This is a genomic window from Pseudomonas sp. OTU5201 (assembly GCF_038440135.1).
Lineage (GTDB): Bacteria > Pseudomonadota > Gammaproteobacteria > Pseudomonadales > Pseudomonadaceae > Metapseudomonas > Metapseudomonas resinovorans.
On record NZ_JASATC010000016.1, the window covers coordinates 32,716 to 56,266 of the forward strand.

21 protein-coding genes are annotated in these 23,551 nt (G+C 60.8%); 2 read left to right on the top strand and 19 right to left on the bottom strand.

The genetic code is table 11. The features are described 5' to 3' along the window. Position 1 precedes the first annotated feature (1 nt). Positions 2-1,339 (top strand): sigma-54-dependent transcriptional regulator, encoded by a 1,338-nt coding sequence (locus AAHM40_RS12105; protein WP_342244862.1) that lies wholly within the window; start codon positions 2-4, stop codon positions 1,337-1,339. 65 nt (positions 1,340-1,404) lie between these two features. Here AAHM40_RS12105 and AAHM40_RS12110 read toward each other — a convergent pair whose 3' ends face one another. The 13 genes from AAHM40_RS12110 to AAHM40_RS12170 all read right to left on the bottom strand — a co-directional run bounded on the left by AAHM40_RS12110 (position 1,405) and on the right by AAHM40_RS12170 (position 15,313). Continuing rightward, a complete protein-coding gene (locus tag AAHM40_RS12110) occupies positions 1,405-1,821 on the bottom strand; it encodes a type IV pilin protein (protein WP_342244863.1) in 417 nt (138 codons plus the stop codon). Beyond that, positions 1,818-5,204, bottom strand: a complete 3,387-nt coding sequence (locus AAHM40_RS12115) for a pilus assembly protein (protein ID WP_342244864.1) — start codon at positions 5,202-5,204, stop codon at positions 1,818-1,820. Before AAHM40_RS12115 ends, AAHM40_RS12110 begins: the two co-directional genes overlap by 4 nt. A gap of 55 nt (positions 5,205-5,259) precedes the next feature. Further along, a complete protein-coding gene (locus tag AAHM40_RS12120; protein WP_280284830.1) occupies positions 5,260-5,772 on the bottom strand; it encodes a pilus assembly PilX family protein in 513 nt (170 codons plus the stop codon). A 16-nt stretch (positions 5,773-5,788) separates the two neighbouring features. Next, positions 5,789-6,820: a PilW family protein gene (locus tag AAHM40_RS12125; RefSeq protein ID WP_342244865.1), complete on the bottom strand. Its 1,032-nt coding sequence runs from the start codon at positions 6,818-6,820 to the stop codon at positions 5,789-5,791. A gap of 10 nt (positions 6,821-6,830) precedes the next feature. Next, positions 6,831-7,268, bottom strand: a complete 438-nt coding sequence (gene pilV / locus AAHM40_RS12130) for a type IV pilus modification protein PilV (protein WP_342244866.1) — start codon at positions 7,266-7,268, stop codon at positions 6,831-6,833. Then, the gene (locus AAHM40_RS12135; RefSeq protein ID WP_342244867.1) at positions 7,265-7,732 is read right to left on the bottom strand and encodes a GspH/FimT family protein; all 468 of its coding nucleotides are present in this window, start codon (positions 7,730-7,732) and stop codon (positions 7,265-7,267) included. The genes pilV (AAHM40_RS12130) and AAHM40_RS12135 overlap by 4 nt, the downstream gene beginning before the upstream one ends. 273 nt (positions 7,733-8,005) lie before the next feature. Then, positions 8,006-9,115: a glycine oxidase ThiO gene (gene thiO, locus AAHM40_RS12140; RefSeq protein WP_342244868.1), complete on the bottom strand. Its 1,110-nt coding sequence runs from the start codon at positions 9,113-9,115 to the stop codon at positions 8,006-8,008. A gap of 328 nt (positions 9,116-9,443) precedes the next feature. After that, positions 9,444-12,428, bottom strand: a complete 2,985-nt coding sequence (locus tag AAHM40_RS12145) for a pilus assembly protein (protein WP_342244869.1) — start codon at positions 12,426-12,428, stop codon at positions 9,444-9,446. Between the two features lie 17 nt (positions 12,429-12,445). Beyond that, positions 12,446-12,877, bottom strand: coding sequence for a PilX N-terminal domain-containing pilus assembly protein (locus AAHM40_RS12150; protein ID WP_342244870.1), 432 nt, complete (start codon positions 12,875-12,877; stop codon positions 12,446-12,448). Continuing rightward, complete coding sequence (locus tag AAHM40_RS12155) at positions 12,877-13,806, bottom strand: PilW family protein (RefSeq protein WP_342244871.1); 930 nt, start codon at positions 13,804-13,806, stop codon at positions 12,877-12,879. Before AAHM40_RS12155 ends, AAHM40_RS12150 begins: the two co-directional genes overlap by 1 nt. A 46-nt stretch (positions 13,807-13,852) precedes the next feature. Continuing rightward, positions 13,853-14,416: a type IV pilus modification protein PilV gene (gene pilV, locus AAHM40_RS12160; protein WP_342244872.1), complete on the bottom strand. Its 564-nt coding sequence runs from the start codon at positions 14,414-14,416 to the stop codon at positions 13,853-13,855. Beyond that, positions 14,379-14,837 (bottom strand): GspH/FimT family pseudopilin, encoded by a 459-nt coding sequence (locus AAHM40_RS12165; protein WP_446731564.1) that lies wholly within the window; start codon positions 14,835-14,837, stop codon positions 14,379-14,381. Before AAHM40_RS12165 ends, pilV (AAHM40_RS12160) begins: the two co-directional genes overlap by 38 nt. Beyond that, a complete protein-coding gene (locus AAHM40_RS12170) occupies positions 14,834-15,313 on the bottom strand; it encodes a type IV pilin protein (protein ID WP_342244873.1) in 480 nt (159 codons plus the stop codon). The genes AAHM40_RS12165 and AAHM40_RS12170 overlap by 4 nt, the downstream gene beginning before the upstream one ends. 441 nt (positions 15,314-15,754) lie before the next feature. Here AAHM40_RS12170 and AAHM40_RS12175 point away from each other — a divergent pair, with 441 nt between their 5' ends. Beyond that, complete coding sequence (locus tag AAHM40_RS12175; protein ID WP_342244917.1) at positions 15,755-16,180, top strand: GspH/FimT family protein; 426 nt, start codon at positions 15,755-15,757, stop codon at positions 16,178-16,180. A gap of 17 nt (positions 16,181-16,197) precedes the next feature. Here the strand turns inward: AAHM40_RS12175 and ispH are convergent, their stop codons facing one another. The 6 genes from ispH to murJ form a co-directional block, all read right to left on the bottom strand. Continuing rightward, positions 16,198-17,145, bottom strand: coding sequence for a 4-hydroxy-3-methylbut-2-enyl diphosphate reductase (gene ispH / locus AAHM40_RS12180; RefSeq protein WP_342244874.1), 948 nt, complete (start codon positions 17,143-17,145; stop codon positions 16,198-16,200). 28 nt (positions 17,146-17,173) lie between these two features. Continuing rightward, positions 17,174-17,611 (bottom strand): FKBP-type peptidyl-prolyl cis-trans isomerase, encoded by a 438-nt coding sequence (locus AAHM40_RS12185; protein ID WP_342244875.1) that lies wholly within the window; start codon positions 17,609-17,611, stop codon positions 17,174-17,176. Beyond that, positions 17,604-18,107, bottom strand: a complete 504-nt coding sequence (lspA, locus tag AAHM40_RS12190) for a signal peptidase II (RefSeq protein ID WP_342244876.1) — start codon at positions 18,105-18,107, stop codon at positions 17,604-17,606. The genes AAHM40_RS12185 and lspA overlap by 8 nt, the downstream gene beginning before the upstream one ends. Continuing rightward, a complete protein-coding gene (gene ileS, locus AAHM40_RS12195) occupies positions 18,100-20,934 on the bottom strand; it encodes an isoleucine--tRNA ligase (protein WP_342244877.1) in 2,835 nt (944 codons plus the stop codon). The genes lspA and ileS overlap by 8 nt, the downstream gene beginning before the upstream one ends. 15 nt (positions 20,935-20,949) lie before the next feature. Then, positions 20,950-21,888: a bifunctional riboflavin kinase/FAD synthetase gene (ribF, locus tag AAHM40_RS12200; protein ID WP_342244878.1), complete on the bottom strand. Its 939-nt coding sequence runs from the start codon at positions 21,886-21,888 to the stop codon at positions 20,950-20,952. Between the two features lie 110 nt (positions 21,889-21,998). Then, positions 21,999-23,534, bottom strand: a complete 1,536-nt coding sequence (gene murJ, locus AAHM40_RS12205) for a murein biosynthesis integral membrane protein MurJ (protein WP_342244879.1) — start codon at positions 23,532-23,534, stop codon at positions 21,999-22,001. Between the last annotated feature and the right edge of the window lie 17 nt (positions 23,535-23,551).

Sequence of the window (23,551 nt, forward strand, 5' to 3'; positions counted from 1 at the left end):
CATGACCCGACAGAGAGCCCTGATCGTCGACGACGAGCCCGATATCCGCGAACTGCTGGAGATCACCCTTGGGCGGATGAAGCTCGACACCCGCAGCGCCCGCAACCTCAAGGAAGCCCGCGAGTGGCTCGCGCGCGAGCCCTTTGACCTGTGCCTGACCGACATGCGTCTGCCTGATGGCACCGGACTGGAACTGGTGCAGTACATCCAGCAGCGTCACCCCATGGTTCCGGTGGCGATGATCACCGCCTACGGCAGCCTCGACACCGCAGTGAACGCCCTCAAGGCCGGCGCCTTCGACTTCCTCACCAAACCGGTAGACCTTGGCCGGCTGCGCGAGCTGGTCAACACCGCCTTGCGCCTGAGCGCCCCGGAAGACGGCGAGCCACCGGTGGACGGTCGTTTGCTGGGCACCTCGCCGCCCATGAGCGCCCTGCGCAAGCAAATCCAGAAGCTCGCCCGCAGCCAGGCTCCGGTTTACATCAGCGGCGAATCGGGCAGCGGCAAGGAACTGGTGGCGCGGCTGATCCATGAGCAGGGTCCACGCATCGACCGCCCCTTCGTACCGGTCAACTGCGGCGCCATCCCGTCCGAGCTGATGGAAAGCGAATTCTTCGGCCACAAGAAAGGCAGCTTCACCGGTGCGGTGGAAGACAAGCAGGGCCTGTTCCAGGCTGCGAATGGAGGCACCCTCTTCCTTGACGAGGTAGCCGACCTGCCTCTGGCCATGCAGGTCAAACTGCTGCGCGCCATCCAGGAAAAGGCCGTGCGCGCCGTGGGGGGACAACAGGAAGTGGTGGTGGATGTACGCATCCTCAGCGCCACCCACAAGGACCTGGCCGCGGAAGTGGCTGCGGGCCGTTTCCGCCAGGACCTCTATTACCGCCTGAACGTCATCGAGCTCAGCGTGCCGCCGCTGCGTGAGCGCCGCGAGGATATCCCGCTACTGGCGGAAACCATGCTCAAGCGCCTGGCCCAGCAAAGTGGGCTGCCGGCCGCAACCCTGGCGCCGGAAGCCCTGGACAAGCTCAAGTGCTACCGCTTCCCCGGCAACGTACGCGAGCTGGAGAACATGCTCGAGCGGGCCTACACACTCTGCGAGGACGACCAGATCCAGGCTCGCGACCTGCGCCTGGCCGAAGCAGCCGGCGCGGTCGAAGGCGGAGAAGCCAACCTCGCGCAGATCGACAACCTTGAAGACTACCTGGAAGACATCGAGCGCAAGCTGATCATGCAAGCACTTGAGGAAACCCGCTGGAACCGCACTGCCGCGGCCCAGCGCCTGGGCCTGACCTTTCGCTCCATGCGCTATCGCCTGAAAAAGCTGGGCATCGACTGATGCCCAGCGCCACCGCTCCAGGCGAACGTGCCGTCAAGTAACCCGTCCGGGAAGGCGGCGCCCCACTACCAGCATTGGGCCGCCGTGCGCGTGGCATTGGCCAGCGTACGCTCGCCGGTGTGACTGATCTGGAAGTCGCCGCACGGATCATTAGCCATGCTGCCGGTGCGAGTAGCCCGCAACTGGTAAGTGGTAGCCGTCGGTGCGCCTTGGGCGGCGATGGTGTAGTTGGCCGCCCCCGAAGCCGGCGCCTGGGAGGCGAAGCTATCGGCAAAATTGCCTTCGGCGTCCAGGTATGAGCCGTGAGTGGAGTAATAACGCTCCAGCGCCTGTGCGCCCTCCATCAAGGCGGCCTTCACCTCGGCCCGCTTGCCCCGCCGCACATGCTCCGTGTAGTTGGGATAAGCGATTGCGGCAAGGATGCCGATCACCACGATCACGATCATCAACTCAATCAGGGTGAACGCCTTACTGCTTCTCATCGAATCTGGTTCCAGGACTGACGGCCTTCGAGAACATTGATGGTATTGGCGGCCGGGATGCAGTCATCCACCCCGGTACCGCGGCAAAGCCAGTACTTCTGCGGGTCGATCAGGTCGAACGAGCCGGTGGGAATGCTACCGGACGAGCCGATGCCGGACGGTGGAAGCTTCTGCCCATCGACGTCTACCATATCTGCTTCGGTGAACTTGCCGTCCTTGTTCAAGTCCAGCAGGACATAATTGAGCCGCCCGCCAGTAGCCATATCGAGCACCATTGTCCAGCCGGAGCCACCGGCCAAGCAGGGGTCAGAAGAGGGAATGGCCGTTTCGATGACCAGACGATTGAGCAGGATGCGCGGAGCAAAAACGACCCGCTCGCCCTGGGCGCCTTTGATCGGAGAAGTCAGGTCGAGATACCAGCCAAGCTTGTTGCTCCAGTCAATTGCGGTGGCCGGTGCGTCGAGTACCCGCACATCCCGATCGAAGGCCTCGCCCTCGAACAGGATAGAGCGCTGGTCAAGGCTCGAACGGCCAGTGAAAGCGGTTGAGGCGCCGGTGCTCGTCAGCTTGTCCCAGATGCCGTAGAAGCTCTGTTGGGACGTGTCGACCACATCACTTGCGGTGTAAAGCCGGCCGGTGCCGAAGTAGACGACGACGCCCTGCGACACGCCATCTGGGTGGTAGGCGATTTCCGGCTTGACTGTAATCGGTTGGCGCGCGCCCGCGGTATCTGTAGCAACGTACAGCGGCTGCGGTTTGTTGCCTGAGCTCAGGCTGACTTCGAAATCGTCAACACCGGAACCATTGCCCTTGAGGTTGAACTTCCACAGATTCCCGCTCAGATCACCGGCATACACATCTTTCACGTAGATGTTGCCCGAGCTGTCGGTGGCATACACGAAGGATGGGCTGGACAAGCCACCCGTCGCCTTGCCCGCGCGAACTTTGTTCACGGCGCCGGTCGCCAGATCGACGATGAACAACACCGAGTCATCATTGGTGCTGCCGTAGCCATTGCCAAAGATCGCCGCCCAGCTGCCGTCCTTCATGCGTCCGACCAACGGCTCGCCGAAGTTGTAGCCCAGATCGGCATCATCCTTGATCTCCCACAACACCTTGCTGGCACTGAAGCCCGTGCCGGAGGCGTCGGTGACGTCCAGGGCAAAGACGCTTTTCCCGCCAGCCCCGAGGCTGCCCAGGAGCACGGTACGCCACGCACCATTCAGACGGGCATCGCGAATGTGCAGCTTTCCGTCTACGAAGTAGCGGTGCTTGTAGTCGCTATTGGCCAGGAGCTTGGCATTACCCAAGACGCCATTGGGCATATAGGCGAACAACTCGTTGCCATTGTTGGCGTTGAAGGCGTGCAGGAAGCCATCGTTAGCGCCGACGAACAGCACCGGTGGCTTGCTCGACTTGGCTGCGACGAACTCGGCGTAGGTCTGGTCGCCGCTTGCTAAGGGCACCCGCCCATGGAAGCCCCAGTCCTGCTTGTTGGCCAACACCAAGGTGGAGTTGACGACATCGCCGAGCAGGGTCGAACGCTTGCGGAACTTCCTGCCGGCCGGCGCCTCGTTCGTGCGGCTGCCCATCAGGTAGTTGAACAGCGCCTCATCATCGTTGAAATGCACCTTCAGATCTGCGCCAAGGCTGCTCCAGTTCAACGCCTGGCCATGGTTGATGCCCGCCGCGCCGTCGTGGGTGAACAGGCTGCGCGAGCTGAGCCCCAACTTCTGCCCCGCCTCCCAGACTTCCTCAAAAACGATGCCGGCACTGGTCTGCATGGGCTTTTTCGCCAGCAACTTTCCGGACCAGTCCGAGCTGGTATAGAAGGCCTCGTAAATTAGGGTATTGCTGTCCAGGCGGCGGGCATTGGGGACGGCTGAGGTATTCGACCCGGTACGATCGCTGATTGACGCGAGGGTCTCACCCAGTGCATTGGCGAACTGCTGCGGGTCCTGGGCGCTGAAGAAACCGCCCCGACCATTCACCGCCGCGTGCAGCAGGTCATCCAGCTTCGCCGGCTCGCTGCTGGTCGGGCTTGGCCAAGTCACCGATGCACCATTCTTGACGGCGGCGAACGCAGTCTGCGGGTCGACGGTCCCGCTCATGCCCAGTCCGACCCCGAAGGTCACCATATGCTGCCAAAACGCGGGGTCGGCCGGATCGGTCGGCACACGGTTGTCCAGGGTGTTATGCAGGTCGCGACTCCAGTAGTACATGGCGACGTCCGCCAGGGTGTTCTCCGAGCTGTCGTTGAACGGTGCTTTGGGCACATAGCGATAGCTGCGCCCATCCGGCCCGCTGATGGTCGGGCCGTTACTGTTATCAACGTTGGCGCGCGCGCCCTCCTTGGAGGCGGCGTCACCGTTCCAGTATCCGTCCGTGGTCAGGATGGTGTAGCTCTGGCGGCAGGCATACTCCTTGCCCCCGGTCTGGCCCGGAGTCGAACTCCAGGGCCCCGACTCGTCCTTGCGCGAGTAATACTCGCCTGCATCACCCAGCGCCTTGCGCAGAGGGGTACCTCCTGATGCGCTGGCGGCGAACAGCCAGTCATAGAACTCGGAGCGCCCGGTCCCCTCAAATCGACGCACACCGCGCGCCAAGGTATCGGCCAGGTTGATTGCACCGTAGCCAACCCGAATATCCCCGGGCAGCGCGGAAAACGCCTGGCTGACCCCGGCCTTGGCCGACATGATGCGAGTCCGATAGTAGGAGAACCAGTTGGCGAAGTTCTGCTGCTCGGAGGCGCCTACGCTACGCTCGGCATAGCAGGCATCCTGGCGGGGATTGCTTGTGCAGCTACCCCCTCCAACATATTCGTAATAGAAAGCGGCACCTGCGCCACTCTCCGCCCCTACGGCAAAACCGTTGTAGTACTCGACGTTGCTGCAACGCCTGTTCAAGCACTCATAGCTATTGGGCGAGAAGTAGTCATCCATGATCGCCATGTAGTCATTGCCGAGGTTGACCGTCTGCCCCCCCGTGTAACCGTCCACGAATGCGGCCGCGAAGTTTGCATTGGCATAGCGTTGGCCGTCGCTCTTGACTGGCGGCAGGTACTGTACGGCCGGGTTGTAGTAGGACTTGTTCAGGTGGCTGGAAGCCAGGTAGCGATGACTTGCCTTCGAGCAGAAATGCAGGTTCTTGCCGGCATAGCTGCCCCGCCCCGTGCACTCTCGCCGCTCGTACCATTCGCCCGTGCGCTCCAGATACGCGGGCTTGAGCTCATCCGGGAGGAAGCCCCAGCGCATTGAGCCTGAATCATCCAGGATGAACATGAGGTTGGGCTCGACCTGGCCACCCAGGTTCAACGGAACCTGCCCGGGCACGAATGCTGCCAGCGCACTATGGCTGACCACAAAAGTCAGCAGGCCGGCCACCAGTGCCCGTACCGCAAACGCATATTTCGAGCGGTTCATCCGTGTCTTCCTTCGATCAGTTCTGGCTGCGGATGGCAATGGCCACGGTGGAGCGCAGGTGCACTTCGGCATCCCCGCCGGCGTAACCGGTGGCCTCGACGTTGAACAGATAGGTCCGGCTCAGGCAGTCAAATGCCCGATTCTCGGCAATCGAACCGTCGGTTTCGCAGACGAAGCTGGTCGCGCCGCCCGACGCTCCGTAAAAGTTGCGAACCTGGCAGACCGGTTGCCGCGGTTTGTTGTGAAGTTCGGCGGGAGGGGTCCATTGCGTAGCCGTCACCGTCGGGCAATCGGTTTTCGCCAGGAATAACTGGGTAGGATCGACGCTGGCTTCCACCTGCTGTCGCACATAGGCCTCGCCCACTCGCAAGGCGCTCTCGGCTGCCTGGAACGCCACGTTATAGTCCCGCGCGCCGCCAGCCATACGCTCCTGCAGGGTGCTGCCGGACATCGCCGTAACCCCCAAGACAGTTAGTGCCAGGAGTGCGATCAGGCAAACCAGCAGCACTGCTCCTTTTTGCTTTTGCATGCTTATCCTTGCCTCATCAGTCGACCCGATTGCGCAGGGCCACAACTGTGCTGAATACCTGGCGCAGGCGCCCATCCGCCGCCACTGCCGCCCCCCCGAACTGAAGAGCCTGGTCCAGCGCTCCCGCCACTCGCTCATTGCTCACCAGCAGCAGATCGATCTTCACCGTGCGGACATCATCCCAACGGTTCGCCGCTTCAACTTCGGCCGGGCTAAGGTAGGTCTGCACACCAACACTGTTATTCACCGCCACGCCGAAACTGGTGCGCAGCGACTCCACACCTTCCACGACCTCATTTGTCTGCGGTGGAACCTGCGCCGCATCGCGGACAAACAATGCACGAATGGGCTGCCCGTTTGCCGTGACGCGGCCGGTATCCGCCACGTAAAAGGTCCTGTAGGCGAAGCCAACTACTCGCGCTGGGCTGTTGAACGCGATATCCGAGAATTTGAAACCACCGCATTTGGCGTTCTTGTCATTGGTGCTCGCAGCATGAGTCAGCGTCACCTGGCCTGAACCCGACGCGTTCGGTTTGTTGGTGATGCGAATGACCACCGCCTTCTCCATGTCTTGCACCATCACCGCATGGTCCTGCTGCATGCTTGGGCAATAGGCCGTGACCTTGAGATTCGCATTGAGTGACGGTTTGAGCAGTTCACCCGCAGTCAGGAAGGACTCGCAGCCGTCGTTGGCGAAGATCGCCACCTGGTCGGTGCCTACCGCCCCAAGCTCGCCGGTTGCCGTGATGCGTCGTGCCGAGATGGGGCGATTCATGGCACTCCATCCACCTGGGTCTCCGTTGGCGGCGACCACGCAGATGTCCTCCTCATCAAGCCGAGCCCCCACCCCAACGCCCGCAGGGCGCAGTTCGGCGGCCAGGTATTGCAGGGCGAAGCGTCCGTTTTCCTGCAGGTTTCCCGCGACCCCCCGAAGAAGGAAGGTGTTCTTGTTGCTGATGAAGACCTGGAGAACCGCCAGACTGATGACCAAGCCAATCGCCATGGCTACCATCAGCTCCACCAGGCTCAAGCCGCGTTGCTTGTGCATGAGCACCCCGTCAAATCTGCGTGACGAAGGAGAATTGCTGGGCGGCGTTACCACCCACCCGCTCCTCGTTCCATTGCACGATTACCGTGAAGCGACCACCGTTCTGCACGACACCGCCGTTCCCCTCCGGTAATTGCCTGGCGAGGTTGGCGCGCCATTCCGCCAAGTCCCGCTGGAAAGGCAGGCAGGTTTCCTTCGCCGGATCACAGGCCAAGGCGGCACCGACCGCCAGGTTGTAGAACCCCGCCTGCGCATCTCCTCGCGCAGCGCGCATGCGATCAGCCATCTCATAGGCCAGGAAGGTCGCATGAGAGCGCACGGACGCTAGCTGGTTGGCCTTAAGCGAGGTGAGCTGCATGGCTGCCAGCCCCAGTACTCCGATGGAGAAAAGGAGCACTGCGACCAGGACTTCGATGAGGGAGGCTCCCCGCTGGTACGACGCGCTCATTTGCAGCTTCCCCTCTGCAGAGAAATCGAACCGGACAGCTCAATGGAAACACTGCGATTGAAGGTGGCGCAGCCCAGCGATGTATCCTTTGCCGTCAGGGTAAGCGCCATTCTGGCCGCGCTTACCAGCCGGCCCTGCGAGTCGAAGAGGATGTTTTGCAGCCCTGCCGGGGTGACCGCAAATGCGCTCAGGGGAGGGAAACGGCGCAGCTCCAAGCTGTCCCGCTCGCGCAACAACTGCCAGCTGCCATCGCTTGCCAGCGGCCCCTTCAGCCGGATGGTCTGCGCTCCCTGGACTGCTTCGCGGCGCGCATAGTTGAGCATGCCGGAGAACGCATCAAGTTCTGCCGCTGCCTGGTTCTCGCGCAGTAGTTGGGAAAAGTTCGGTGCTGCCAACCCGATCAATACTGCGAGCACGACGAGCGTGACCAGCAGTTCGATCAACGTGAATCCTCGCTGCGACATTCCCTGCCCTCAAAGGATGGTACGAACCTGAGCGGGCAGACACCCGCGCGACGGAGCTTCCTACCCCGACCTTGCCGACCTTCCATGACGAGCGGTCGATATTTAACGACCAGCGGCAATTTACGCGCGAATAGTAGCTGATTGGTACTACCGTTTTAAATCACGTTTTATGAACTGCGAGCTTGCCCACAAGATTGGCCGGGACGGTGCCGCAGAACGGGCCACCGGGCCTGTCCTGGCAATCACGCACAGCCGCTAACGCCAAGGCGTCCCTCAGCCCAGACGCCCCTCTGGCGCATAGGGCTGCGGGTCGATGATCGGCTCGCGGCCAAGCATCAGATCCATCAGCAGGCGGCAGGATGCTGGGGCCAGCACCAGCCCGTTGCGGTAATGACCGCAGTTCAGCCACAGACCGTCGGCGCCTGGCACAGGGCCAATGAAGGGAATGCCTTCAGGCGAGCTGGGCCGCAGTCCCGCCCAGTGTCCTACCAAGGCGGAGTTGGCCAGTTCCGGCAACAGCTCGAAAGCGGATGCCTTGAGGCTCTCCAAGGCTTCGTTGGTAGGGGTCTTGTCGAAACCGGCATGTTCCAGGGTGCTGCCCACCAGGATATGGCCGTCCCGGCGCGGGATCGCATAGCGCCCTTTCGCCAACACCATCGCCGGCAAGAAATCCTCGGCACACTTGAAGAGGATCATCTGCCCCTTCACCGGTTCCACCGGAAGCGCCAACCCCAGGCTGGCCAGCAGGTCACCACTCCAGGCGCCAGCCGCCAGCACCACACGATCGGCCAGGATCTCACCTTCGACCGTACTCACCCCGACTACGCGCGCTCCATCGCGGATAAAACCCTGCACTTCGCACGACTCATGCAAGGTCACGTTCGGCATACGCAGCAGTGCCTCACGCAGGGCACGCGTCAGCCGCGGATTTCGCACGTTAGCCACGCCGGCCATATGGATAGCGTGCCGGAAACCCGGCCCTAGCGGCGGCACGGCGGCGTGTACCTGGGCAATATCCACCGGGGCTAACGGTCGCTGCTGAACCTTGGCCCAGGCCAGCGCCTCAACCTCGTCCTCAAGATCCAGCCAATAAAGCCCGGTCACGAAAACCTCTGGATCAACGCCGGTTTCCGAGAGCAATTGCCGGCCAAGCTGTGGATAGAAATCCTGTGACCAATGCGCCAGCGCGGTCACAGCCGGACTATAGCGCCAGGGGTAGAGCGGTGAGACGATGCCACCACCGGCCCAGGAGGATTCGCGTCCTGCGCTCGATCGATCGAGCAGTACGATCCGTACTCCGGCAGCTGCGAAATTAAAGGCTGTCAGCAAGCCGATCACCCCCGCCCCGACCACGATTACATTCTCTTGACTGGTATTTGGCATTGAACTTATCCGACCTGGCAGGAATTGCGTCGGACCAGCCTGGGGACGCGCGACTACGGCGAGCAGCTATGAAGAACGCGCTGGATGGTAGACCAGCAGGCTAGTACCGAAACTTAGCATTATGCCCGCTGAATTATCTCAATGGGACGGCCGGTCAGAAACCGCCCTAGTCCATGTGCACGCTAAATGTTCAGCAATATCACTTGTGCGGATTGGCGTTGAGGCAGTGAAGCGCAGCCCGGAGCTAGCGTGAGCAAGACGCGTAAAGTCGACGAACAGCTCAGTCGGCCCCCTGGAGCAACGCTTACGCTCCAAAGGGCCAAGCGATTCAATCGATTTCCTTGTACCAATACTCTTTGCGTCGAGCGTCCAGGTCGATCTCAGGTGGCTGCTTGCAGAACGGGCCAAAACACACCGTTTCGCCGATGTCAGTGATCACCGAGGTCGGCGGTGGCGGGAAACCTCCACCTACCGCCAAAGAGGAGCGGTCATCGCCGACGGCACCATCGAGATCTGTAACAGGAGTACCGTCCTCGAAGTTGACGACATAGATACGTGCAACCCCCAAGCCGCTCGTACAACTATCTCTGTCGACAGGCTCAGGCTGGTTGGTTGCAAAGAACACACTCCCCCCTGCCGTGACCGCATTGCCAACCGACTTCTCACCATCCGCCAAGTTGAAATACCAGCCTCGCGCCGCAAGTAGTTGCTCTTTTGCTGCGGCTTGTAGCGTTGCGTTAGACGACTGAACCAGGTTGTCAGTGGCGTTGTACAAGTCGGTTATCGTAATGGTGGATTGCCCATCCCCACTGATGCCAACACTGCGATCCTTGAGCATGAAAAAGTGGTTATCCACCGAGGTGTCGAAAGGATGTTCCCGATCACCGGAGCCCAGCAAGATTGCATCGAAGGGTCCTCTATCGTCGTCGCCATACACCACATCAGGTACATAGAGGAACTTGCGCGCATTCGCGCCCGTCCCTCCCAGTGAAGCAAAATGATGGACTTTCCATTCATCTGGATCTTGATCGGCAATATCGACGCGCCAGATGTTGGCCCCGGTATCAACCGCATACAGTCGATCTGCATAACCGTCGCGGTTACGATCAATCACTGCGATATCAGCGGGAATACTGTGAGTCATACCGGAAACTGTCACAGTGCTGCTTGTGTCCTCGGGATCCGGACCAGCCTGCCAGATGACGTTTCCGTTTCGAGCATTGATTACCAGGATGCCGCGCCCCATGCTGGCCGAGGTGGCCGGCACGGCGTCCTCGGCGGCGGCATCATAACCGGCACCCAAGATCAGCACCGGAGTGGCAACCCCCTCGATATTCAGCTTGGCGACCTTTGCCTCTGACCAAGTCTGCCCAAGCTCGTCGTAACCGTCATCGCAGCTCGCTGCAGCGCTAAAGCACCCCCGTTTCCAAAGCAACTTTGGGGACTCCGGCACTGAGACATCCAAGGCGTAGATAAATCTTCCACCACGACGCATGGTGACGTAGAGGTAGGCTTTTTCGCCGCTATCGCCCTCGATCCGTCCATCCCCATCTGTATCTTCGGTGTAGATACTGATATTGCCGTCCACCGAATAAGGTTTGTTTTCAGCGTCAGGGACAGGGTTAGACGGCACATTGATTGCAGGCGAGTTGTCACGCAATCGCTTGAACTGATCGAAAAACTCCGGCATGGCGAACGCCCAGAGCTCGGTGCCGCCATCAGTTGTCGCCTTGCCACCTTTGACCGCACGCAAGAGCCCATCGTTGGCACCGTAGAACACCACAATGTCTGCATCAGTTCCCGAGCGGTTGAAGTTGATGACCGCCGGACGCGAATGCACCACGTCACCGTGCAAAGACGGTCGGACCTCTTCGCTGTTCCGTTCCGCCGGAGTCGTATTGTCGGCCCCACGCACCCAGTTGATGAGTGCATCACGCTCCGCAGCATCAACCGCGCCAAGCGCGGCCGCTGTGATATTAGTGTTGGTGTCTACGAAAGGTGTCGTGCTCAACGAACTGCCATTGCCACAATCGCCTGTGCAGGTATAGAGATTTCGGGTCAGATAATCCGCACGCTGTTGTTGGGCAGCGCCACCTTTCTCCACCACGTCGCCATCCGGGCTGTCCGAAGCGGTAATGTCCTCACGGTAGTCCCAATAGGTGGAAGCATCGGTCCAGAAGCTCTTGGCATTGCTGCGGATAAAACCAGTCGTTGGGCTCTGTGCGGCAATTGGCGGGCTGCTCGCATCAGCCAGGTAGAGCACTCCCGTCGCCGAGTCCTTGGCGAACTGGTAGAGCTTCAGGTTGCCGTACCAGCGCGGCTTGGCGAGCGCATCGGGGCGGAACATCCCCATGTACACTTCGTTCAGGTAGGTGCCGCGTACGTTCACACTCACCGGCAGCGCGGTAGAAGCGAATACGCTGTTGATGTCCTGAATCTGCTTGAAGGTGTTTTCGAGGACGGTTTTCAGCTCATCGGCGTTGTAGACGGCATGATAGTCGCCGCCCCCCTGTTGAGCCATGCTTTTCAGCAATGCTGTATTGTCCGGCCCCTTACCATTGGTTAGGGGGGACACATCAATGGTATAGGTCTGAATCAGCTTACCTTTCATGAAGCGGGCATATTCATCGGACCAGTTTTCCTGGAGTCCGCTGGGGTTCAGGCTGATCTGACTGATATTGCCACCACGGCTCGTGAGAAAGTCCTTGGCCTTGTTGTTTTCCCCATTATCAGGGGCACCGTTACTGATGAAGATGACGTAGTTTGAAGCACATGCATCCGTAACGGGCTTAGCATAGCGAGGCTTGGAGGCAAATGCGGCGAGGTCCGTCTTAATCTTGTCGCCTGAGCGCGCATCCATACCCTCGAAGTAAAGATAAGCCTCGTCCATGGCCTTGGCGTACTCGGCCCCGCTTCCCTTATCGCTGTTGATGTTCAAGCCCAGGATGAGCTGTTGAAGAGTGCTCTTGTTGGCAGTGGTCATCGCCCGAATTGCTGACCGCACATAGCCGCCGCTGACCTGAGCATTTCCATCTCCGCTTTCAGAGAAGAGCATCAGTCCGACATTGAATGCGTTCTCATCAAAACCGGCAACGACAGCTGCAAGAGCCTCGCGTTCCAGATCAAACTTGGTTGCTGCTCCCGCCGATGCACTCCAGTTAGCAGTGTTATCCAGGATGATCAATACATTCGGACGAGTATCACTTTCAGGGTTGGTGGTCATGAAGAGGTCGGTGTCCTGCGCCGGAGCCCCTCCCGACAAAACGAGAAGCCCCCAGAGGAACATCCTTGAGCCAAAACCAGGACATTTCATTTTTTCGTCTCCTGAACCTACAGGGGGCATGAACCGTAAGGCATGACGATTGAAACGCCTTGCCGGATGACTACCTTACTGCCGGTAGCCGCATCATCGACCGTCGCAGACAACTCCCACTGAGTGTCCTCAGGCGGGAACATCATCGTAGCGGAATAACCCGACTTGACTTGAGACCCTGTGCACACCGGTGCGCTGACGCTGACGCTGAGGCCACTCACGGTCAGAGTGCGCGCCGCTGGCACCTTGAATGCGCTGATGGAGCTGATGGTTTGCTCAATGGCATCTTGAGCGGCTGCTTCAGCCTCTTGCTGGGTCTGAACGTTGAATATGATGCTCTGATTGACGGTGCTCGAACTGATGGCCGAAACGCCCAACAAGGCCATCACCACCAACATCAACAAGGCGACCACCAACGCGGCCCCCGTTTGCCTGCAAGTATTGGTCATCACATTTCCTTCCGGCTGCTGAGGTTCATCGCGCGAACGACCGCGTTGAACGCGTGGCGCTTGAAACTGCCACCCGGAGTGACGTTGACGTCGCCCAGCACGTAACTCTTAGTGTCGGTGAAGCCCGCCGTGGCTTCGGCTGAACGTGCCAACAGGTTGACTTCCACAGCCACTACGCTCTCCCATTCCGCCATTGAGTTCGGCAGCGCAATGTAACGGTCAGGCGTACCATCGCTGTTGTCATCCAGGCCATAGCGCAGCTGCAGGTTTTCGATCCCCTCGGCAACAGGCGTTGAGGTCAGGGCACCGTCCTTCAGTTCGCGGCGCCACAGCGAGGGAACTCCGTCGCCGGCCCCGGCGCAATTGCTGCAACTACGCAGGTAATAGATGTGGACGACATATTTACGGATATCTGCCGCTGTTGTGCCGTCTTTTTTCTTGAGCGTGAACTCATCAGCATCGCCCAACCCCACCAAAACCTCATTCGAGCGAGTCTGAATATAGTAATCAGAGGCGTTCAAACTTGCGGCAGCAGCCACTTGAGTGGACGACCGACGAATAACCAGCACGTCTCCGCCTATATAGCCTGGCAAGCAACTGATGGGAGCCGAACCGGCCGCGGCGTAGCCTTGAACCGGAGCATCCATTGCATCCTCGAGGGCGGTTACCGATAGCGTGCAACTGTTGGGCATGCTGGCCGGTACTTTGAGATTAGAGAACTCACCGTAGAAGCCGGCATGGCGGATATCGTCGCGCAGGACCTGAAGCGCGTAACGGCCATTCTCCAACTGTTGACTGTTTCGCGTCAGCTCGCTGTAGCTCTGGCTAGAACTGATGATGACGTTGGACACGCCAAGCAACAGCACCACGCTGACCGTGAGGGCAACCATCATTTCAACGAGGGAAAAGCCGCTCTGCCTTATAGCCACCCTGCCTAACTCCCGTGTATTAGCGCTAGTCATCGATGCGGCCCAGTCAGTCCAGAGTGGCAAAGCGAACGGTTCGAGTAACTACGCGACGCTGCGCATCATTGCCATAGAGGCTTTGCCCACAGGTGTTGGTCGGTGCTCCAGTCTCGGACAAGCCTTGCCAAGCCACACTGACCAAATAGCTTTCACTTGAGCCGGTGATACAGCCACGGGCACCGACCATGGCGCCCACCGAACTACTGCCTTGTGTTTCCGCAGCCCCTTTCAGAAGAGCATCCCAAGCAACCAGGTCGGCGTCGGCAATATTGTTGCATCCGGTCCCGGAGAAGCTGCTGCCAGATCCAAGGGGATTGGTCTGGGCATAGCAGTTTCGCGCTGGTCGGTTGGCAGTCATTCGGGCGGCAATGTCCTCCAACAGAACCAGCGCCTGGGCGCGCTGGTATGATTCGATTTCGGCTTGATGTGCGCGAACCATCATGGCCGCCATACCCAGCAGGCCAACCGAAAGCACAAGAAGTGCTATCAGCACCTCCAGCAGACCGACGCCGGATTGCCCTCTGAACTCGCCCCGCTTATCCACTGCAAGCCCCCGAGCGCGAAAGCCGGGCATGCCCGGACATGTCTACATTCACGATGCGGCGCGTCGCTTCAGACTTGCAGACGGACACCGCAGCACTAAGACCTCCGCTGACACGGCCATTGGGCAGGTAGGTGAAACTGGTCGGGGAATCGCCAAAATCGAGATCGCCCGGTGCGTCCCAGACTTTGAGAACGCCGTCCTCACTAGTGACTTCCCAGCCAGCTACCCAATCATCATCGACCGCAGCCACTGTCACATCCTGATTACGCTTGATGGCTTCACTGCGCGCGAAATTTAACGCCGCCAGCAAATCATAGGACGCTGTCTTGACCTGCTGGTTGGCTATAAAGCTTCTGAAACTCGGCACGGCCATGACTGCAAGAATGGCAATGAGCGCCAGTGTCACCATCAGTTCCACCAAAGTAAATCCGCGACTCGGAACGCCCCTCATCGCCACTCCCCCGTCTTCGCTCCGGTGCTGGAAAGTGTCTGGTTACCATCTCCTTCTTGAGCTGACCCTGTCTTGGGTGTGGCGGTAATCAGGTAAGACGGAGGAGTAGCTGCGTTGTTGATGCCGGGAGTGATGGTGTAGTTCTTCGCAACACTGGCCGGCACGGTTACTCCCAGCTGTGTCAAGGTGCCGTAGCTGCGAACATCCATGAAGTACTGTTGCTGGCGACTGGCGATATCCAGCATGAGTTGCTGGACTTCCGAGCGATTCGCCCGAACCACGTATTGCGTGTAAGAGGGATAGGCAATTGCTGCCAGAATGGAGATGACCACCACCGCAATCATGAGCTCTATTAGGGTAAAACCGCCCTGTTTAGTTCTGTACACGAGGCCACCTTGCTGGTTGTACGACCGGAGGAATGCCGGATTCAACTTCACGGCTCTCGACATCAGTTGAGATCCTTTCAACTCACTCATTCTCCACCCTCCAACTGCCGACGCAACTCTCACACCAACGATCGCCTTGGTTCTGCTCGCCAACTGCCGACTGCCAGCGCCCCACAGCCTTCGGACATTGCAGTTATCAGGTGTAAAGGCTTAGCACAATCACGCATATAGGATGCCCCTTTCCCACAGACCACATAGTGACCTGCCACCAAATTTCGGAGTTTTCTCAGTCACTCCAAAGATCGAGTGACATTGAGAAAATCCTTCAATTCCAGAAGCTTATAGGCCGGATAAGACTGACGTCCTTTTATCGGCGACGGGCGGGCCAAGACCACGGACGACAGGTCGCCCATTTGTTCACGCCTGGGGAGCACGGATGCTATGGCTGGAATCCTTCGCGGCTTTACGCTTGTCGAGGCGCTGGTTGTGCTGGCGCTAGTTACACTACTCGTCAGCCTCGGAGTACCCGCAATGACAGACCTCATACGCTCATACCAACTCAGAACTGCAAGCCACGCTCTCTTGGTCAGTTTCAACCAGGCGAGACAAGCTTCGGCCACCAGGAGGGTCCCGGTGCTGGTCGACAATCTGCACGAAAATTGGTCTGCAGGATGGCGGGTTTACGCCGATCAGAACAATAACGCCAGGTGGGACGAGAGCGAGCCGGTGCTGGCGGAAGTCGGCCCGCAGCCAGAGGGGGTGATAATCAAAGGGAACGCCCCGGTGCGACGCTATGTACGCTATACGCCAACAGGGCGGACCTCAATGGCCAGCGGAGCCTTCCAGGCGGGAACCCTGGTCCTCTGCCACAACGGCGGCAGGGTCGCTGTTCGAAAACTGGTGATCAGTGCGACAGGCCGGGTACGCCGCACCCAAGAAGCACCCGGCCCCTGTTGAAGCCCCGAAACATCCGATCAACCTACGTTGACCACCCGCAACTCCTTCGGCATCGAAAACGTCACATTTTCCGGCCGCCCATCCAACTCGACCGCGACCTCCGCGCCCCACTCCCGGAGCTGGTCGATCACGCCTTGCACCAGCACTTCAGGCGCGGAAGCGCCGGCGGTGATGCCGACACGCTGTGCCTTGTCGAACCATTCGCGCTTGAGGTCTTCGGCACCGTCGATCAGGTAGGCCGGAGTATCCATACGCTCAGCCAGTTCGCGCAGGCGGTTGGAGTTGGAGCTGTTGGGGCTGCCGACGACCAGGACCACGTCGCTCTCGTGGGCCAGTTGCTTGACCGCGTCCTGGCGGTTCTGGGTGGCGTAGCAGATGTCGTCCTTGCGCGGACCGCCTATGTTGGGGAACTTGGCGCGCAGCGCGTCGATGACGCGGCTGGTGTCGTCCATGGACAGGGTGGTCTGCGTGACGAAAGAAAGCGCATCGGGGTTATGCACTTGCAAGCGCTCCACGTCGGCCTCGTCTTCCACGAGGTAGATCGCGCCACCGTTGCGAGCGTCGTACTGGCCCATGGTGCCTTCCACCTCCGGGTGACCGGCGTGGCCGATAAGGATGCATTCGCGGCCGTCGCGGCTGTAGCGCGCGACTTCCATGTGCACCTTGGTCACCAGCGGGCAGGTGGCGTCGAACACCTTGAGGCCGCGACGGTCAGCCTCCTGGCGCACCGCCTGGGAGACGCCGTGGGCACTGAAGATGACGATGACGTTGTCCGGCACCTGGTCCAGTTCCTCGACGAACACGGCGCCACGGGCGCGCAGGTCCTCGACAACGAACTTGTTGTGCACGACTTCGTGACGCACGTAGATCGGCGGGCCGAAGACTTCCAGGGCGCGGTTGACGATCTCGATGGCGCGATCGACGCCGGCACAGAAGCCACGCGGGTTGGCGAGTTTGATTTGCATGGCGGTTACCTCGTCCGGCCGCAGGAGATCAGGCTGGCTTTACCGACAGAATCTCCACCTCGAAGGCGAGAGGCTTGCCGGCCAATGGGTGATTGAAGTCGATGGTCACATGGGTGTCGTCGATCAGTTTGACCACCCCGGGCAGCTCGGCATTGGCCGCGTCGTTGAAGATGATCAGCAGGCCTTCGGAAAGCTCCATGTCCTGGAAATTGCCGCGTGGCATCACCTGCACGTTCTGCGGATTGGGCTGGCCGAATCCCTGCTCGGGTTCGATGGCCAGCACGCGCTTGTCGCCGCTTTTGAGGCCGAAAAGCACGCTCTCGAAGCCCGGCAGCAGGTTGCCGTCACCGACTTTGAAGGTGGCCGGATTCTTCTCGAAGGTGCTGTCCACCACGTCGCCGTTATCCAGCTTGATGGCGAAATGCAGGGTGACCTCCATGTCCGGCCCTATGCGATGTTCAGTCATGGGCAGGTTCTCCGGACTTCTTCGCTTTGAACATATCCAGCGCCAGCATCAGGGCGCCGACGGTGATGGCGCTATCGGCCAGATTGAACGCCGGGAAATACCAGCGGTTCTGCCAATGCACCAGGATGAAATCGACCACGTGGCCAAGCACCACGCGGTCATAGAGGTTGCCAAGGGCACCGCCCAGGACCAGCGCCAGCGCAACAGCCAGCCAGGTTTCCTCGGGCTTCAGGCGCTTGAGCCAGACCACCAGCACGCCGCTGACCACCAGGGCGATCACGGCGAACAGCCAGCGCTGCCAGCCGGAGCTGTCGGCGAGGAAACTGAAGGCCGCGCCGGTGTTGTAGGCCAGCGTCCAGCTGAAGTAGTCGGGAATGACCACGATCTGTTGATAGAGGTTGAGCTCGGTTTCGAAAAACCACTTGCTCGCCTGGTCCAGTACGAACACAAGGACCGTGAGCCAGAGCCAGCCGAGACGACCGTATGCCTTAGGCATAGTGACGAACCTCGCCGGCACCATCGATGTTGTCCACACAGCGACCGCACAGGTCCGGGTGCTTCACGAACTGGCCGACATCGGCGCGGTGGTGCCAGCAGCGGCCGCACTTGGTGTGGGCAGACTTGTGGATCTTCAGCTTGAGGCCGGCCACCTCGGTTTCAACGGCATCGGCCGGCGCGCTGGCCAGCGGCTGCACGTCAGCGGCAGATGTGATCAGCACGAAACGCAGTTCATTGCCCAGCTTGGCCAGGCTGGCCGCCAGGGCGTCTTCGGCGAAGAGGGTCACTTCGGCCTGCAGGTTGCCGCCGATGGCCTTGGTGCTGCGCAGGTTTTCCAGTTCTTTGTTGACCGAGGCCTTGACGGCCATGACCTGTTCCCAGAACTCGCGGCCCAGCTCGGTACCTTCCGGCATCTCGCCAAGGCCCTGGTACCAGGTGTTGAGCATGACCGATTCGTTGCGTTCGCCCGGCAGGTATTGCCAGATTTCATCGGCGGTAAAGGCCAGGATCGGCGCAACCCAGCGCACCAGCGCCTCGGCGATGTGGAACAGCGCGGTCTGGCAGGACTTGCGCGCCACGCTGTCGGGCGCGGTGGTGTACTGGCGGTCTTTGATAATGTCCAGGTAGAAGCCACCCAGCTCCTGCACGCAGAAGTTGTGCACCTTGGAGTAGACGTTCCAGAAGCGGTATTCGCTGTAGGCCTCTTCCAGCTCACGCTGCAACAGCAAGGCGCGGTCGACTGCCCAGCGGTCAAGGGCCAGCATGTCCTCGGCGGGCAGCAGGTCCTTGGACGGATCGAAGCCGTTCAGGTTGGCCAGCAGGAAACGCGCGGTATTGCGAATTCGGCGATAGGCATCAGCGCTGCGCTGGAGGATCTGCTGGGAAACAGCCATCTCGCCGGAGTAGTCGGTGGCCGATACCCATAGACGCAGGATGTCGGCACCCAGGCTGTCGGTGACCTGTTGCGGAGCGATCACATTACCCAGGGATTTGGACATCTTGCGGCCACTCTCGTCCACGGTGAAACCGTGGGTCAGCAACTGGCGGTACGGCGCATGGTCGTCGATGGCGCAGCCGGTCAGCAGGGACGAGTGGAACCAGCCGCGGTGCTGATCGGAACCTTCCAGGTAGAGGTCGGCCGCCGGACCGCTGGCATGGCCCAGTTCGGCGTGGGAGCCGCGCAGGACGTGCCAGTGAGTGGTACCGGAGTCGAACCAGACGTCCAGGGTATCGCTGATTTTGTCGTAATGGCCGGCCTCGTCACCGAGCAGCTCGGCGGCGTCCAGTTTGAACCAGGCCTCGATGCCTTCCTGCTCGACACGCCGAGCCACCTGTTCCATCAGCTCGACGGTGCGCGGGTGCAGGTCGCCGGTGGCTTTATGCAGGAAGAAGGGTATCGGCACGCCCCAATTGCGCTGGCGCGAGATGCACCAGTCCGGGCGGCCGGCGATCATGCCGTGCAGGCGAGCCTGGCCCCAGCCCGGAACGAACTCGGTCTGCTCGATGGCGGTCAGCGCGCGCTCGCGCAAGGTGGCGCCCTGCTGCGGTTGCTTGTCCATGCCGACGAACCACTGCGCGGTGGCGCGGTAGATCAGCGGGGTCTTGTGGCGCCAGCAGTGCATATAGCTGTGGCTGATGGACTCGTGCTTGAGCAGCGCGCCCACTTCTTCAAGCTTGGCGACAATGGCCGGGTTGGCCTTCCAGATGAACTGGCCGCCGAAGAAAGGCAGGTCCTGGACATAGACACCGTTGCTCTGCACCGGGCTGAGGATGTCGTCGTTGCTCATGCCGTACTGCTTGCAGGTACGGAAGTCGTCCTCACCGTAGGCCGGCGCGGAGTGAACGATGCCGGTGCCGGCGCCCAGCTCGACGTACTCGGCCAGGTAGACGGGCGACAGGCGCTCGTAGAAGGGGTGACAGAAGCGGATCTGGTCGAGCGCCTCGCCTTTGGCGGTGGCAATAACCTGGCCTTCCAGGCCGTAACGTTGCAGGCAGGATTCCACCAGCTCTTCGGCCAGCACCAGGAGACGCGCGCCCGTATCGACCAACGCGTAGTTGAATTCGGGGTGGACGTTCAGCGCCTGGTTGGCCGGGATGGTCCAGGGGGTGGTGGTCCAGATGACGATGGCAGCCGGCTTGGCCAGGCTCGACAGGTCGAAGGCGGCGGCAAGCTTGTCGGCATCTTCAATTGGGAAGGCGACGTCGATGGCATCAGACTTCTTGTCGGCGTATTCGACTTCCGCCTCGGCCAGGGCCGAACCGCAGTCGAAGCACCAATTCACCGGCTTCAACCCCTTGAACACGAAGCCCTGCTTGACCATTTCGGCCAGGGCTCGGATTTCGCCGGCCTCATTGCTGAAGGCCATGGTCTTGTAGGGATTGCTCCAGTCGCCCAGCACGCCGAGACGAATGAAGTCAGCCTTCTGGCCCTCGATCTGCTCCGCGGCGTAGGCGCGGCAAAGCTCGCGAGTCTTGTCTGCAGGCAGGTTCTTGCCGTGGGTGGTCTCGACCTTGTGCTCGATGGGCAGGCCGTGGCAATCCCAGCCGGGCACATAGGGGGCGTCATAGCCTGCCAGGGTCTTGGAGCGGACGATGATGTCCTTGAGGATCTTGTTGACCGCGTGACCGATGTGAATGCTGCCGTTGGCATAGGGTGGACCATCGTGCAGGACGAACCTCGGGCGCCCTTCGCCGACCTGCCGCAGCTTGCCGTACAGGTCGATGCTGTTCCAGCGCTGCAGCAGTTCCGGCTCGCGCTGGGGCAGACCGGCCTTCATCGGGAATGCCGTCTCTGGCAGGTTCAGGGTCGCTTTGTAATCGGTCATTTCAGTCCAGGCTCTTCAATTTGATTGAGTACCCTGCCAATAGGCACGGGCGGCAGCGACATCCGCATCGATCGCCGACTTCAACGCCTCCAGGGAGGCAAAACGCTGCTCATCGCGCAGCTTGTGGTGGAAGGTCACGCTGATCCGCCGGTCATAGAGATCGCCGGCATAGTTCAGCAGGTGGACCTCCAGGTGGGCGCGCCCGTCACCCTTGACGCTGGGACGCACGCCGATGTTGGCAACGCCGGGCAGTTGCCGGCCGTCCAGTTCCACGCTGACCAGGTAGACGCCGTTGAGCGGAACCCGGCGACGCTTGAGCTGCACATTGGCGGTTGGCGTGCCCAACTGACGACCGAGTTTCTGCCCATGAAGCACTCGGCCGGTGATGGTGAATGGACGACCCAGCAGGCGATCGGCGAGCGCAAAGTCACCGTCGGCAAGCGCCTGGCGCACCCGGGTACTGCTGACACGCAGGCCATCCAGCTCAACGGTGGCGGCAGCCTCAACACTGAAGCCTTCGGCATCGCCGGCCTGCTGCAGGAATTCGAAGTCGCCGGCGCGGTCGCAGCCGAAGCGGAAGTCGTCGCCGATCTCCAGGTGCTTGGCACCCAGGCCTTCCACCAGCACCGCGTGGACGAACTCGGCAGCGCTGAGCTCACGCAAACGGCGATTGAAGGACAGGCAGAGCACCCGATCCACACCCTCACGGGCCAGCAATTCGAGCTTGTCACGCAGGCGTGTCAGGCGCACCGGGGCGGTGTCCGGACCGAAATACTCACGCGGTTGCGGCTCGAAGATCACCACGCATGTGGGCAAACCCAATTCAGCCGCGCGCTCGCGCAACCGCTTGAGAATGGCCTGGTGGCCGCGGTGCACGCCGTCGAAATTGCCGATGGTGGCGACGCAGCCCCGATCTTGGGGCCGCAGGTTGTGTAGGCCTCGAACCAGCTGCATAGCACAAGTCTTGTTCACAAAGTGGTCGATTATACGCACAGCCGGCGCTGGACAACAGGCGCTACAGACCTGCCAGCGCGACAAGTGGCGATGAGTCGGAAATCAGCGAATCACACGGCGCGCCGCGCAAAGTCACGCAGGCGGAAGCCCAGTAGTGCCAGCATGCCGAAATAAGCAATCACGCCGGCGCCTACCAGCGCACCCAGACGCAGCAAGCGCTCGGCCATGCCGCCCAACTCCCAGGCCGGCAGCAGATGCATCACGCCCAGCAGCACGGCGCACATCACCACCACCGCCAACACCAGCTTGGCGAGGAACTTGCCCCAGCCCGGCTGCGGCTGGAACAACTGCTGCTTGCGCAGTTGCCAGTAGAGCAGACCCGCGTTCATGCAGGCGGCCAGACTGATGGCCAGCGCCAGACCGGCATGACGCAGCGGGAAGACGAAAGCGAGGTTCATCAACTGAGTCGCCACGAGGGTGAAGACGGCGATCTTCACCGGCGTGCGGATGTTCTGTCGCGCATAGAAACCAGGCGCCAGCACTTTCACCAGGATGATCCCGAGCAGGCCCACGGCATAGGCAATCAGCGCGCGCTGGGTCATCAGCGCGTCGTTGGCGGTGAACTTGCCGTACTGGAACAGCGCCACCGTCAGCGGCTCAGCCAGTAACGCCAAGGCCAGGGTGCAGGGCAGCACCAGCAGGAAACACAGGCGCAACCCCCAGTCGAGCAGCTGCGAGTAGGCATGACGGTCGTCGCTGGCATAAGTCTTGGCCAGGGACGGCAGCAGGATGGTCCCCAGGGCAACCCCGAGCACGCCCGAGGGCAACTCCATCAGGCGGTCGGCGTAGTACATCCAGGACACCGAACCTGCCGCCAGGAAGGACGCGAAGATGGTGTTGATGATCAGCGAGATCTGCCCCACGGACACCCCGAAGATTGCCGGCCCCATCTGCTTGAGCACGCGCCAGACACCCGTATCGCGCAGGTTCAGGCGCGGCAGCACGAGCATGCCGATGCGCCTCAAGGACGGTAGCTGGTAAAGCAACTGCGCGAGGCCGCCCACGAGCACCGCCCAACCGAGGGCCATGATGGGCGGGTCGAAGTAAGGCAGCAGGAACAACGAGAAAATAATCATGCTGACATTCAGCAGCGTCGGCACGAAGGCCGGAACCGAATAGCGGTTCCAAGTGTTGAGGATGGCCCCCGCCAGGGACGACAGCGAGATCAGAAAGATGTAGGGAAAGGTCACCCGCAACAGGTCGGTGGTCAGGGCGAACTTTTCTGGCGTGTCGGCAAAACCCGGCGCAGTCGCCCAGATCACCCAGGGCGCCGCCAGGATGCCCACGAGGGTCACCAGCGCCAGCACCAGGCTCAGCAGGCCTGAGATGTAGGCAATGAAGGTGCGGGTCGCCTCTTCCCCCTGCTGGGTCTTGTACTCGGCCAGGATGGGAACGAAGGCTTGGGAGAATGCGCCCTCGGCAAAGATACGGCGCAGCAGGTTGGGCAGCTTGAAAGCCACGAAGAAGGCGTCGGTAGCCATTCCGGCACCAAAGTAGCGCGCGACGATGGTGTCGCGAACGAAGCCCAGTACGCGGGAAAGCATGGTGATCGAGCTGACGGCCGCCAGCGACTTGAGCAGGTTCATTCAGGGGTCCGGACAGG

Coding starts and splice junctions, on each gene's coding strand:
- AAHM40_RS12105 (WP_342244862.1), top strand. CDS start 2: ATGACCCGACAGAGAGCCCTGATCGTCGACGACGAGCCCGATATCCGC.
- AAHM40_RS12110 (WP_342244863.1), bottom strand. CDS start 1,821: ATGAGAAGCAGTAAGGCGTTCACCCTGATTGAGTTGATGATCGTGATC.
- AAHM40_RS12120 (WP_280284830.1), bottom strand. CDS start 5,772: ATGCAAAAGCAAAAAGGAGCAGTGCTGCTGGTTTGCCTGATCGCACTC.
- AAHM40_RS12125 (WP_342244865.1), bottom strand. CDS start 6,820: ATGCACAAGCAACGCGGCTTGAGCCTGGTGGAGCTGATGGTAGCCATG.
- pilV (WP_342244866.1), bottom strand. CDS start 7,268: ATGAGCGCGTCGTACCAGCGGGGAGCCTCCCTCATCGAAGTCCTGGTC.
- AAHM40_RS12135 (WP_342244867.1), bottom strand. CDS start 7,732: ATGTCGCAGCGAGGATTCACGTTGATCGAACTGCTGGTCACGCTCGTC.
- thiO (WP_342244868.1), bottom strand. CDS start 9,115: ATGCCAAATACCAGTCAAGAGAATGTAATCGTGGTCGGGGCGGGGGTG.
- AAHM40_RS12145 (WP_342244869.1), bottom strand. CDS start 12,428: ATGAAATGTCCTGGTTTTGGCTCAAGGATGTTCCTCTGGGGGCTTCTC.
- AAHM40_RS12150 (WP_342244870.1), bottom strand. CDS start 12,877: ATGACCAATACTTGCAGGCAAACGGGGGCCGCGTTGGTGGTCGCCTTG.
- pilV (WP_342244872.1), bottom strand. CDS start 14,416: ATGCCCGGCTTTCGCGCTCGGGGGCTTGCAGTGGATAAGCGGGGCGAG.
- AAHM40_RS12165 (WP_446731564.1), bottom strand. CDS start 14,837: ATGAGGGGCGTTCCGAGTCGCGGATTTACTTTGGTGGAACTGATGGTG.
- AAHM40_RS12170 (WP_342244873.1), bottom strand. CDS start 15,313: ATGAGTGAGTTGAAAGGATCTCAACTGATGTCGAGAGCCGTGAAGTTG.
- AAHM40_RS12175 (WP_342244917.1), top strand. CDS start 15,755: ATGACAGACCTCATACGCTCATACCAACTCAGAACTGCAAGCCACGCT.
- ispH (WP_342244874.1), bottom strand. CDS start 17,145: ATGCAAATCAAACTCGCCAACCCGCGTGGCTTCTGTGCCGGCGTCGAT.
- AAHM40_RS12185 (WP_342244875.1), bottom strand. CDS start 17,611: ATGACTGAACATCGCATAGGGCCGGACATGGAGGTCACCCTGCATTTC.
- lspA (WP_342244876.1), bottom strand. CDS start 18,107: ATGCCTAAGGCATACGGTCGTCTCGGCTGGCTCTGGCTCACGGTCCTT.
- ileS (WP_342244877.1), bottom strand. CDS start 20,934: ATGACCGATTACAAAGCGACCCTGAACCTGCCAGAGACGGCATTCCCG.
- ribF (WP_342244878.1), bottom strand. CDS start 21,888: ATGCAGCTGGTTCGAGGCCTACACAACCTGCGGCCCCAAGATCGGGGC.
- murJ (WP_342244879.1), bottom strand. CDS start 23,534: ATGAACCTGCTCAAGTCGCTGGCGGCCGTCAGCTCGATCACCATGCTT.